Below are 12,550 nucleotides of genomic sequence, written 5' to 3'. Positions count from 1 at the left end.
GTTCCAATATTCCTGCTTGATACAAACATAACCTTTATCAATAGGTTATGTCATTAGATTCATTTATGGCTTATTAATTATTTTGTATTAAGATAATATTTGGCTCGAAACTACACCAAGTTAATTTAAGGATGATGGAAATGCTAGTTCCTATTATATTATCTGGCGGAAACGGTAGTCGGCTATGGCCTATCTCTCGTGAAGCGTGTCCTAAGCCTTTTATGCAATTCGGTGACTCAACTTCCCTATTACAGGCAACCTTTAAACGTGCAGCTAATCTACCTGATGTAACGCAAATTATAACAACCACTAATACTGCCTATTATGAACAAAGTAGACAAGAACTTTCTCAGCTAAACCTTGAAAAAAAAGTACAATTTCGTTTCTTACTTGAACCGGTTTCAAAAGATACAGCACCCGCTATTCTTTTTAGTGCTTTTTTTATTCAAAAAATCATTTCCCCTGAAGCCATCCTATTAATATTACCTGCCGATCATACCATTGACAATGAAACTCAATTTCATTGCTGCGTACAACAAGCTACAGAATTAGCAAAACAAGGACTCGTCGTAACTTTTGGCATTACTCCAGATAAACCAGAAATAGGTTACGGGTATATTCACTATGCGAATTGCTATGCTAACTCTCAAGGTTACCACGTAGAAAATTTTTATGAAAAACCATCAATACAAGTTGCAAAAAAATTTCTAGAGGAAAAGAATTACTTGTGGAATTCTGGAATTTATTGCTTTTCTATAACGACATTAGTTTCATCTATAAAAAAATATAACCCAACACTTTATGACAAAGCTTTAGTTTGCTGGGATATTACTAAAAAAAATATTTTTTTAAAAAAAGGTTTAGTAGAAAAAGTATATTTAGATACTGATAGTTTTAAAAAATTAGAAACACTTTCAATCGACTATGCTATATCAGAAAAAATAAAAAATATAGCCGTAATACCCGCTAGTTTTCGTTGGTCTGATGTAGGCACATGGAATACATTTCAAAAACTTTTAAACGCTGATAAAAATAATAATTGTACTGTTGGTAAAGTTATTTTAAAAAATAGCAAAAATACGACTATCTATAATAAAAATCAACAAAAAAATCGTTTGATTGTTGGGTTAGGTTTAAATAATTTAATCGTTATCGATACATGTGATGCTTTACTGATTTCTAATCAGGAAGATACACAAATGATTAAACAAATTGTTACGGAACTAAAAGAAAACAAACAAGATTCCTATCAACATTATCATACAGTCTATCGACCCTGGGGACATTTTACAGTCCTAAATGAAGAAAAAAACTATAAAATAAAACGAATCGTTGTAAACCCTAACAGCAGCTTATCTTTACAAATACACCAGCATCGTTGTGAACACTGGGTTGTAATAGAAGGTGTTGCTACTGTGGAAAATAATTTAGATAAACTTACATTAAAGGAAAAAGAATCGACATTTATCCAAACTGGCCATAAGCATCGGTTAAAAAATTTAACAAATAAATCCCTCGTTATCATTGAAACACAAATTGGATCGTATTTAGGTGAAGATGATATTATCCGACTAGAAGATGATTATCATAGACAAGATACTGCGCATCAAGAAACGGCTAATACTTTTTGATAAACCTTAACTGTATTATCAACACAGTTTCCCCACGAAAATTTAGCGGCCTGTAAGGGACCTGCTTTCTTCAGCTTTTTACGGAGACAATTATCTGTTAACAGTTGAGTTAATTTCTCTTTGATTAAATCAATATCAAAAGGGTTAACTAATAATGCAGCGTACCCCACTACTTCCGGCATACTGGATGTGGCAGAACATAAGGTAGGAATACCACTAGCTAATGCTTCTAATAGAGGTAACCCAAACCCCTCATACAATGATAAATAAACAAAGCCATAAGCACCTGAATATAAATAAGGTAAATCCTCACTACGTACATAACCTAAACAATAAAGTACTCCCTTTTTCATTAATTGCTTAATAAGCTTCTCCAACTTATGTACTCGCCAACCGCTTAACCCGACTAAAACCAAAGGATATCGTTTACGCTGCGCTTCTGGCAGTTGAGTAAATGCATTAAGTAACCGTTCTAAATTTTTTCTAGGCTCTAAAGTTCCTACACTTAAAATATATGTTTTCCCTAATAAGCCATAATGATTCAGTACCTTATCAACTTCATTCATTTGGCGTGGTCTAAAAGCAAAAGATACGCCATGATGAACCGTAGTTATTTTCTCCGTAGGTATCTTGAAATAATCTATTAATTCTTTGCGAACAAAATCAGATCCTGTGATAATATGATCTGCCATATCAACACTTTTAGGTAAATATCGAAATAAAAACTTGACCCTTCCTCGTGGATGATATTCAGAATAATGGATATAAGAGAGATCATGTACTGTACAAATTTTAACACCAGAATAAGGTCTCAAAATACAGCTTGGTTCATGATAAAGAAATCCTTGTTGTTCAAAAGAATGGGATTTACCATGAAAAACAATATTTTGATAATGATATAAGCTTCTATAAGCGATAGAAGAGCATTGAACTAACTTTTTTATTCCAAAAAAAATTTTTTTTTCTTTTCTATTAACTCTATCGATAGAAGGCACTAGCATTAATGACTTAATAGTATGATGTGCTAATAATCCTTGCATCAAATTCGAAGCATACCAACCAATGCCTGTTAGTGGAGGTTTTAATCCATAACGCGTTAAAAACACTTTGATTGACATACGATCCTTCAAAAATTAATGGTTTTTTAAATACTTCAATTCTAAAGAACAACCATAATATATTACTTCTTACTAGAGCTCCTATAAAAAATTTGCTATATTGTTAAATCCTATATTGAGTAATGGGTTCTAGGATGACAAAAAGAGCATTAATTACGGGAATAACGGGTCAAGATGGCGCTTACCTTGCAAAACTTTTGCTACAAAAAAAATATAAGGTTTATGGGCTGGTCGCCCGACGTACCAGCGACAGTCAATGGCGGTTGCGTGAATTAGGCCTTTTAGACCAAGTTGAATTAATTAATGGTGATATGATAGACCCCTCTTCCTTAGTGCGTGCTATGGAATTATCGGAAGCAGATGAAGTCTATAATCTGGCAGCGCAAAGCTTTGTAGGCACTTCATGGGAACAACCCAGTTTAACAGGCCAGGTTACTGCATTGGGTGTTACTAATCTGTTAGAAGCTATACGCTTAACAAACTCTAAAGCTAAATTTTATCAAGCTTCAAGTAGTGAAATATTTGGCCTAATTCAAGAGCAAACGCAAAACGAAAAAACACCTTTTTATCCTCGCAGTCCTTATGCAGTAGCCAAAGTCTATGGTTACTGGATTACTGTTAATTATCGTGAAAGTTTTGGAATGCACGCTTCCAATGGAATCCTTTTTAATCATGAATCACCTTTAAGAGGTTTAGAATTTGTCACTCGTAAAATAAGCCACGCCGTTGCATGTATTAAACAAAAAAAGCTAAAAAAACTTTCTTTAGGAAACATATCCGCAAAACGTGATTGGGGTTTTGCAGGCGATTATGTTGAGGCAATGTGGCTAATGTTACAACAAAACCAACCCGATGATTATGTTATCGCAACCGGACGCAGTACAACCGTAGAACAATTATGCCAATTAGCTTTTAACCATGTTGGCTTAGATTATAAGGAGTATATAAATACTGATCAAAAATTAATACGGCCTGCCGAAGTAGATATCCTTTTAGGAGATCCCCAAAAAGCAAAAACCAAACTAAATTGGCAAGCAGAAACGACGCTGGAAACATTAATTACTATGATGGTAGATGCTGATATGAAACGCGTATTAGTTACTAATTAAATCTAACTTATATGTACATAGATACCCCTCGTTTAGATCTCATTGGAAAAACTTCCTTAAATATGGTTAATTTAAAGAACAAACGTATATTCTGGTTAGGTGCACACAAATTACTTATAAAAACTGAGCTCAATCGGCTTAGGATATTAGGCTATGAAGTATTTAATCCACCTTATTTAAGCACGACTATAGACCAATCAGCTGCTATGGACTGGAAGCAGGCTCCTAGCTCCCTTCCCAAAGAAGCAATTTCTATCCTTTCTAACACTAATTTCTTCTATACTTCTATACCAAAACAAGCTGCAGAAATTCTTAACGAATATTTTGGAACTGTTATCGTTACTATTAATCCGGATTGGTTAAAAAATATACTCGACGTATATCATGGGAAAGTGATCTATCGAATTTATGGGCAAAACTATAACCTATCACAATATATGATCAACAATCACATTATTGATCTCATATCAGAACATGAAGATTTTTGGTTATATCCTCATAGTAATGTAGCTCTTTTACCTGAAGATCATTGGTTACAACAGCTATCCCCTCAAAGTATCCCCTATTGTTTAGCAGATGATATTATAGAAAAAAAAGACACCTGGAGATTCAAGACTGAATTAAATACGATGGGAATGATGTGTCCTAGAGCGCTTGACAACCTTTATTATCATCAACATTACCAACAGATAAAACGTCACTTTTCCGATCCTAATTATAAAGTATTTGGTATTCAAATTATACCTGTTTCTGATCCACAGGTTATGGGGACATTGAATCGAAATGAACAGTTAAACCATTTCATAAGATTACGAGGTTTCATATATCATTATTCCGATCCTAGCGTTTGCTATTTACCTCCTATTGAATTTATGACATTAGGTGGCCCTGTTATTTTTTTAAAAGGATCTTTATTAGCAAACTCTTTTAACACATCAACGCCTGGCGAAGCTAAAGATATCAATCAACTTGCTAAATTAGCTAAGCAGATACAAAAAGGTGATAACATTCTAATACAGGAAATCATAGCCAGCCAGGAAAGCGTTAGAATGCTCTATGATCCTAGCTATGTTTGGCCTATTTTTGACAAGGCCATAGAAACAGCATTAACTAAAAAAGACAATTCCTTAAAAAGTATCATTTATAAACCAAAAAAGAATAATTTTATAAAATTAAAATCTACTCAACCTAATGACAAATCTATATTAATACCCTTTCATAAATTTGGACCCTTTATTCATAAGACAAACCAAAGCTATCATTGTTCAGAAGGGATTGCACGTGTCACACGACTCTTAACAGAAGAATTAGCCAATAAAAATCATAACATAATCATCACCAGTGCTCGAGATTCCTTTGGAAAAATACATGGGTTTATTTCTGAGCACGTAAAAAACATATCAAATATAAAGATACTCATCATTGAAAATAAACTTCCATTTTTAGAAAAATTAGAAAATAAAATTAGTAAGACAATAGATAATAGAAATTATCTCAAATTATTTAAAATCACCGTCGGCATTATCATTACTATAAGGAAAATATTTGAATATATATATTCCCTACCGTATGTATATAAATTAAATCATGATACTTCTATCAAAAAAATTATAATACCACATTATTTTTTATTTCCTGAATATATATTTAGTAAAAAAAATATTTATTTATATTTACCTGATTATTTACCGCATTTTTATCCAAACTACAGAGAAATGGGAGATCGCTGGGTATATAAAATAATTGGAAAAATAATAGCTAAAAAGGCTAAAACTATTTTTACTAACTCTCAAGTAACTAAAAATTATCTTCCAAATACCTATCTACAGGTAAAAAAGGAAAAAATTCATGTATTTCCACTCCCTTATCTCAATAAAGAAAAAGAACACGCTAAAAAAAAATTTTTACTTGATAATAATATAGAATTACCCTCTCTATTTGTTTTTTATCCAACACGTGATAGACCTTCTAAACGTTTAAGTGATTTCACACAAACAGTATTCTTAATTAATAATTACTTAAGAGAAAAAGGGGAAAAAAAATGTATTTATGGGGTACTAACAACTCCGCTTAAATCAGTTACTTCAAACCGCTATATCATTCATTTACCTCAATTACCAGATCATATGTTATCGCATGTATATAAAAAAGCAGCAGCGCTTCTATTTACTTCTGAAAATGAAGGAAATTTTCCTACGCAAATTACTGAAGCATTATATCTTGAAACACCAATTATAGCGGCACGTATTCCGCAAATTACACAAGAATTAGGAGAAATTTCTAACTCATTACAATTAATTGATATTGGTAACTGTAAAAAATTTTCTGAAGCAGTGCTTTATACAATGGATAATAGAGAAAAAGTTTTAAGTAATCAAAAAATAGCGAAAGAATATATCAAAAAATATTTTTCTTATGAAAAATTTTCAAGTGGCTTTATGAAAGCTTGTTTAACATAAAATTATTTCTGGAGAATAAAATTGGAAACATACAAATCAATTGATGCTTGTAGGATTTCAGGTGATAAAAATTTAATTAGCGTATTAAACTTAGGAAATCAAGCCTTAACAGGTATTTTTCCAGCAACCAAAACAGAAGATATAGCTGTTGCACCTTTAGAATTAGTATGGTCTCCTAGTAGTGGACTTTTACAATTAAATCATTCATGTAAACCTACAGATATGTATGGAAGTAATTATGGTTATCGTTCAAGCCTTAATCGATCAATGATAGAACACTTAACTCGTAAAGTTCATTATTTAGAAAAATTTGTGAAGTTAGATGCTGATAATACTGTTTTAGATATTGGAAGCAATGATTGCACTTTATTACATGCTTATTCAACACCGAATATTGAACGCATTGGTATTGATCCAACAGGAGAAAAATTTCATTCTTTTTACTCAAAAGATATCAAATTAGTAGCAAATTTTTTTAATGCAGAATCTTATTTTTCAGTGACATCTCAGCTTGCTACTATAATCACTTCAATTGCAATGTTTTATGATCTCGAAAGCCCAATTCAATTTGCCAAAGAAATTGAATCAATTCTAGATGATAATGGTATTTGGCATCTTGAACAAAGCTATATGCCTGCAATGCTTAGGTTAAATAGTTACGATACTATCTGTCATGAGCATTTAGAGTATTATTCTTTAGCCGTAATTAACGATATTTTAAAGTCAGCTAATTTAAAACTAGTCGATGTTACTATGAATGACATTAATGGAGGCAGTTTTTCTATTATAGCAACTAAAGTTAGTAATCCTATTAAACCTAATTATTCTGTAATAAACTGGCTTTTAAGACAAGAAGAATTAATGGAACTATCAACAGTAAAACCTTATCAACTTTTTAAAGAGCGCGCTTATGCTCATAGAAATGAATTAAAAAACTTTATACAACTTTTAGTTAGCGATGGAAAACGAATTTTAGGTTATGGTGCCTCTACAAAAGGTAATGTTTTACTTCAGTTTTGCGGTCTAACTACCAATGAAATTCCAGCTATTGCTGAAGTCAATGATGAAAAATTTGGTCGCTTAACGCCAGGAACGCATATTCCTATTATTTCAGAAGCTGAAGCTAAGGCAATGAATCCAGACTATTTTCTTGTTCTTCCTTGGCACTTTAAAACAGAAATTATTCGAAGAGAACAAGAATATTTATCTAAAGGTGGAAAATTTATTTTTCCATTTCCAAATATTGAAGTCATGTAAATAATATTAATGTTAAAAGTTAAACATTAATGCAATCATAATTTAATATATTATCAAAAATAACACGAAGATCTCTCGAGCTAGATAAAAGTTGGTAAAAGAATTTGAATTCATCTGAAAGAATGCTTATATCAAATTTTGGAGCCTCACAGATAGGATATAGCATTCGATAGCAGGTAAAATAATGCATTTCTTTTATTATCCACTGTAAAGAAATTTTAGTGCTTTCTACTTCATAAGAATTAGCTTCACTAAGATCAATCAAATAAGATTTCTTTCCATCAAATAAAATATTCCATAGACGAATATCATTATGATATAGGCCTTGGTCTAATAAAAATGATAATGACTCGATAAGCGATTTAAAAATTTCATGATTTAAAACTTTCTTTCCTTTAATAAACCAATCAAAAAGAGGATATCCTGGATATTTTAAAAAAAACATTTCAACCGTTTTATGATTTATTTTATGATTTATTAGCGTAGGAATATATGAATTCTTTGGTAAACTATTATAAACACCTATTTCTCTTATAATATTTTCTAAATTATTAATATCATTATCTAATAAATATTGTTTGACGAATATATCGCCACAATCATAATACTTTCTACATAAATTAGGTGCTTTTTCATAAGCTAATGTTCGAAAACCAACAAAGTTACACGCTATACCTCCTAAAGAAATTACTTTATTCTTTACCATATATAACCGCCGTAAAACAGAAGATAGATGGGTAGGAAAATAACCCATAAGCGTAATATCAACTCTTTCTAAATCGAAAATTGCTAACTCATTTTCAGGTAAACTATTTATCCAAACAGTAGAAACTTCTTCTCTTGAAACAGCAAGTTCTACGAATAATACCGGGATCTTATCTAGCAATTTATTTATTAAATTCTTAACATAATACAATCCTTTCTCATGTATAATATGGTGCAGCACACTGAAAATAAATGCTATATCATACTGCATACAGTTTAAATTATTAATATAAGACTCAGAAAAATTTTCTGTTGAAAAAGTGGCGTTTTTTGAGTTAAAACATTTTAAGCTATTACACAGCTTAATATTATCAGAATGATAATCCACTCCATTAACTAAAAAATTTCTTTCTGCAAAAAAGAAAGAAAAATACCCTAAACTACAACCAATATCTAAAATGCGTGAATTATTTCCCCACGATACTATCTCCTTATAAATAGTATCAGCTCGATCAATACACTTACGCTGCGGATTTTTTTTAGAAAAAATATTAAAATTATATAATGGTTGATAATATTCAATCTTTTTTAAAAGCTTGTATATCATGAAAACATTCTTAGCTATTTCCCATTTATTAGTTAATAATAACTTTAAATGTATTAAACGCGGAAAATGGTTAAAAAATCTTTTAATTAACTTTAACATTTCATTCCTTTATTTTATATGGATAAAAATTTTCAAATTATTTATGCATTTTTACTTATATAATTTCTATAAAATTATATATTTTTTAGGTTTAAACTATTTAACAATATTTTTTTTTCAATAAAATTACTTTATTGAAAATTTTTTACTGTTTCATTTAGATATGAAACTAAAATTCTTGATTGTTGAATAAGTTTATACAAATGATCTTGATCCTTTTTAAAAAGTAGTTAACCTACTTCAATCATTTCGTCCATCAAATACGGTATCTGGTTTTATACAGATAGCAATAGCTAAGAGTGCTAAATAAATACGAATCGATGTAAGTAAATAATCGCCTAACTCGGTAAACTCAGCAACTTTATTGCACACCTACTTTATTCGGAAAGTAAATTACTAATCGAAGCTCAATTAATAATTTGGAAGCATAAATAAATTATGGGACTTTCCTTAGGTATCTTCCCTATTCATCACGATAAAAAATAGTCGTATTGTATGTGCTGCAGGTACAAAAATCAACGTTTAACCATTTGATAAATTTGTATAACGCTTATCTTAGTCTTAATTTAAAATTTTCTCATACAGTACTCGTATTCGATCAACCATTAATTGATTGCTAAATACTTCTTAAGCATAGGCTTACACTGCTTTATCAAAAATTTGACCTAAGTGTGGTTTAGATAGGGATTATCAAGGGGAGAATCGCGATTCTATCCCTGAATGGTAGAGCAAAAGCGTGGCTTTCGCCCGCCATGTAAGCGGGTATACCACCCTTCATTATTTTTCCCATTTTTAAATACAAGCGCTATATATAAGCAATTTTATACTATTGATATAAAAAAACTCTGTGTTTCAATAATCAAATATACATAAACAAAATAACACAAGGAAACAATAAAAATACTTACATAAAAAATCAAAAAACTAAGCAAATAAAAGGCGATACGGTTCTTAAAAAATGTACTATAAATAAGGAAAAATCTTCTTTTATTGATAGTAAAGAAAACTTATTAATGGAAGGAAACCCTAGTAAGTAATTCCACAAAGTGGATCGATGCACGATGTACTTTATCAACCACTCTCCTAACAGAGAAAACAGGAGTGGTAATAAAGCGAATAGAAATACTTGCTGATAATTTACTTTTCTTTTTAAGAGCAAAAAGCAATACACCAAAAAAAACCGGCACGGTAAATTGAAGAATATACAGTAAATCAGACATACCAGTAGCAAAACAAATAAGCACTGCAAAAAAAAGCCAGGTGCTACACTGACTTATTTGTTTTTTAGCCAGTAATTTAATCTGAATCCAAATATAAAAAAGACCTACCGTAAAACCACCAACATGAATATTGGGTAAAAGAACCGCCTCGAAAGGCTGGATATATTTGATAGAAAGAAAGGTAAAAATACTAATAGACATTAAAGCAAACAGCGCTGCCTTATTACTAGAAAAAAGTGCCTGGTAAATTAATCTTATAGACAAATAAAGTAATAATATATTTAGACAAGCGACTACCAGTAGTTGAAAATATACCTGCTTAGTAAAGATAAAAGCGATAAAAAAAATAATCCAATCAGGGAAAAAATACGGTATTGGCGCTAAGCTCCAATCCACATAATGGCCACCATTATGAAATAAATCCTGAAATACAATGGGAAGATAAAGCATATCAGCATTATAATGCAGGCCTATTGCTTCTTGACTTAAATAGGATGATGAAACACAAAAAAGAATAAATAATAAAACCAAAATTTCTATGACAGAAAACCAGATTTTCTTATTCAACATCTATACTAACTCCATTTAACCTTGGACATCGTTGAAAGATTACTTTTCTACCAGGAACCTTATAAAAACTTGATTTTATCCGTTTCTATGCTGATCGAACTTGAAAGCCTAAAATGGCTTAGGTTGATTATATTTCTCAAACCCCTCTTCCACTGGCCCGAAATATTTAACACATCCTTTTTCTAATAAAACCACCTTATTACAAAGTCTTTTAATCGTTTCATTTGAGTGGGAAGCTAAGACTAATATACTTGACTTATTAATAAACTCTCCCAAACGCTGCTGCGCCTTTTTTACAAAATTAGCATCACCGACCTCGATCATTTCATCCATGAGTAAAATATCGGGTTTAATACAGGTAGCAACGGCAAACGCTAAGCGTAATTGCATGCCTGCCGAATAAGTGCGCACAGGTGCAAATAAATAATCGCCTAACTCGGTAAACTCAGCAATTTCATTTAATTTAATGCGAATTTCTTTGCGTGTCAGGCCTAATAATAATCCCCTGACCATGATATTTTCATAACCACTAGATTCATGATTAATACCTAGCATGATATTTAATAAGGATGAAACTTTTCCTTCAGAACGGAAACGACCTTGGATTGGTTCATAAATGCCGGCTAATACGCGTAATAAAGTACTTTTTCCGGCACCATTATGACCGATAAGGCCTACACGATCGCCATGGTTCAATTTAAATGTCACCTTATCTAAGGCTTTGACTACAACAACTTTTTCTTCTGTATTTAAAAAACCGCCTGTACTTAGACGCAAAAATTTCTTTTTTAAAGAACGTGTATTGAGATTATAGATGGGAAAGTTAACTGAGACGGAATCTAATTGTATAACGGCCATTTTTTATCCTTTTTATAGCCAATAAGCAATTCTAGCGCGGCAACGCGCAAAGAGCATAAACGCTGCACTTAAACCGAGTAAGGTTATAAATAGCGTGAAAAAGAGCGTATAGTGTGAAGGAAGGCTACCTAATAGAGGGTTCCGCAATAATTCCATAAATTGTGCGAAAGGATTGAGTTGAATAATATACTGATACCGATCGGGTAATACACTTGGCAACCAAATAATAGGTGTCAAAAAAAAGATGACTTGTATCAAGCTATTCACTAATTGCACAATATCCCTAAAACGGGTGCCTAAGATAGCTAACATCACACCATAAGTCACTGCATTGAGCCAAATGACGGTTAAGCTGAATAAAAAAAATAGGGAATAAACATTAATTTTAACATTAAAGAAAATGAAGATAGGAACAAGGATAATGATGTGATGCAAAAAAATAATGAATGATCGCGTTACATTTTTAAAAATAAACAGGGAATAAGGTTGCTTTATTTGCTTAATAAACTGCTCTGACTCAACAAATATATTGGTACTTTCTGTCAGTAAAGATGAAATAAGACCCCAGCCTAAAATACCGCAGGCCAAAAAAGGGTAATATTGAGATAAATCCATTTTAAACAAGTGCCCATATAACAATCCCATGGTATAGATCGTAATGGCCATACTGAGCGTGATCCAAAAAGGACCTAAAGTTGAACGACGATAGCGAAGCTTAACCTCTTGCCAGGCAAGTAACAACCAAATACGCCACTGCTTTAATCCATCACAAATATCAGCTAGCGCGAGACGATATTTTGAATTAAACGGTATTACCGGAGCAACGTTGTCATTATTTTGCAACAGCGTGTTTTCTAGAAATACCTCTTCGTTTATACCATCCATTTATTATCTGTCCACCCTATTTATAAATAGAA

The 12,550-nt window shown here is 31.6% G+C and carries 10 protein-coding genes; 4 read left to right on the top strand and 6 right to left on the bottom strand.

All coding sequences use genetic code 11. The features are described 5' to 3' along the window. Positions 1-140 precede the first annotated feature (140 nt). Positions 141-1,631: a mannose-1-phosphate guanylyltransferase/mannose-6-phosphate isomerase gene (locus DMP02_RS02650; protein ID WP_172593965.1), complete on the top strand. Its 1,491-nt coding sequence runs from the start codon at positions 141-143 to the stop codon at positions 1,629-1,631. On the opposite strand, the gene DMP02_RS02645 is transcribed toward DMP02_RS02650, so the two are convergent. Beyond that, complete coding sequence (locus tag DMP02_RS02645) at positions 1,607-2,749, bottom strand: glycosyltransferase family 4 protein (RefSeq protein WP_126322540.1); 1,143 nt, start codon at positions 2,747-2,749, stop codon at positions 1,607-1,609. The genes DMP02_RS02650 and DMP02_RS02645 overlap by 25 nt on opposite strands. A 134-nt stretch (positions 2,750-2,883) precedes the next feature. Here DMP02_RS02645 and DMP02_RS02640 point away from each other — a divergent pair, with 134 nt between their 5' ends. From DMP02_RS02640 to DMP02_RS02630, 3 genes are read left to right on the top strand one after another with little or no spacing between them, the layout of a single operon-like run. Further along, positions 2,884-3,858 (top strand): GDP-mannose 4,6-dehydratase, encoded by a 975-nt coding sequence (locus DMP02_RS02640; protein ID WP_126322539.1) that lies wholly within the window; start codon positions 2,884-2,886, stop codon positions 3,856-3,858. 11 nt (positions 3,859-3,869) lie between these two features. Continuing rightward, a complete protein-coding gene (locus DMP02_RS02635) occupies positions 3,870-6,317 on the top strand; it encodes a glycosyltransferase (protein ID WP_145985125.1) in 2,448 nt (815 codons plus the stop codon). A gap of 21 nt (positions 6,318-6,338) precedes the next feature. After that, positions 6,339-7,574 (top strand): class I SAM-dependent methyltransferase, encoded by a 1,236-nt coding sequence (locus DMP02_RS02630; protein WP_126322537.1) that lies wholly within the window; start codon positions 6,339-6,341, stop codon positions 7,572-7,574. A 19-nt stretch (positions 7,575-7,593) separates the two neighbouring features. On the opposite strand, the gene DMP02_RS02625 is transcribed toward DMP02_RS02630, so the two are convergent. From DMP02_RS02625 to DMP02_RS02610, 5 genes are all read right to left on the bottom strand, one after another. Next, entirely contained in the window at positions 7,594-8,985 is a 1,392-nt protein-coding gene (locus DMP02_RS02625; RefSeq protein ID WP_126322536.1) for a methyltransferase domain-containing protein, read from the bottom strand. Positions 8,986-9,225: 240 nt separating this feature from the next. Next, positions 9,226-9,357: a hypothetical protein gene (locus tag DMP02_RS07445; protein ID WP_269471420.1), complete on the bottom strand. Its 132-nt coding sequence runs from the start codon at positions 9,355-9,357 to the stop codon at positions 9,226-9,228. A 638-nt stretch (positions 9,358-9,995) separates the two neighbouring features. Then, positions 9,996-10,775, bottom strand: a complete 780-nt coding sequence (locus DMP02_RS02620) for a hypothetical protein (RefSeq protein WP_126322535.1) — start codon at positions 10,773-10,775, stop codon at positions 9,996-9,998. 108 nt (positions 10,776-10,883) lie between these two features. Next, positions 10,884-11,633 (bottom strand): ABC transporter ATP-binding protein, encoded by a 750-nt coding sequence (locus tag DMP02_RS02615; RefSeq protein ID WP_126322534.1) that lies wholly within the window; start codon positions 11,631-11,633, stop codon positions 10,884-10,886. Between the two features lie 12 nt (positions 11,634-11,645). Further along, positions 11,646-12,518, bottom strand: a complete 873-nt coding sequence (locus DMP02_RS02610; protein ID WP_126322533.1) for an ABC transporter permease — start codon at positions 12,516-12,518, stop codon at positions 11,646-11,648. Between the last annotated feature and the right edge of the window lie 32 nt (positions 12,519-12,550).

The sequence above is a fragment of the Candidatus Rickettsiella viridis genome, from assembly GCF_003966755.1.
GTDB lineage: Bacteria > Pseudomonadota > Gammaproteobacteria > Diplorickettsiales > Diplorickettsiaceae > Rickettsiella_B > Rickettsiella_B viridis.
The sequence above is the reverse complement of the archived record's forward strand: the minus strand, read 5'-3'. Positions and strand labels throughout refer to the sequence as shown.

What these genes read in the sequence shown, in the direction of transcription:
- DMP02_RS02650 (WP_172593965.1), top strand. Translation starts at nt 141, where the DNA reads ATGCTAGTTCCTATTATATTATCTGGCGGAAACGGTAGTCGGCTATGG.
- DMP02_RS02645 (WP_126322540.1), bottom strand. Translation starts at nt 2,749, where the DNA reads ATGTCAATCAAAGTGTTTTTAACGCGTTATGGATTAAAACCTCCACTA.
- DMP02_RS02640 (WP_126322539.1), top strand. Translation starts at nt 2,884, where the DNA reads ATGACAAAAAGAGCATTAATTACGGGAATAACGGGTCAAGATGGCGCT.
- DMP02_RS02635 (WP_145985125.1), top strand. Translation starts at nt 3,870, where the DNA reads ATGTACATAGATACCCCTCGTTTAGATCTCATTGGAAAAACTTCCTTA.
- DMP02_RS02625 (WP_126322536.1), bottom strand. Translation starts at nt 8,985, where the DNA reads ATGTTAAAGTTAATTAAAAGATTTTTTAACCATTTTCCGCGTTTAATA.
- DMP02_RS02620 (WP_126322535.1), bottom strand. Translation starts at nt 10,775, where the DNA reads ATGTTGAATAAGAAAATCTGGTTTTCTGTCATAGAAATTTTGGTTTTA.
- DMP02_RS02615 (WP_126322534.1), bottom strand. Translation starts at nt 11,633, where the DNA reads ATGGCCGTTATACAATTAGATTCCGTCTCAGTTAACTTTCCCATCTAT.
- DMP02_RS02610 (WP_126322533.1), bottom strand. Translation starts at nt 12,518, where the DNA reads ATGGATGGTATAAACGAAGAGGTATTTCTAGAAAACACGCTGTTGCAA.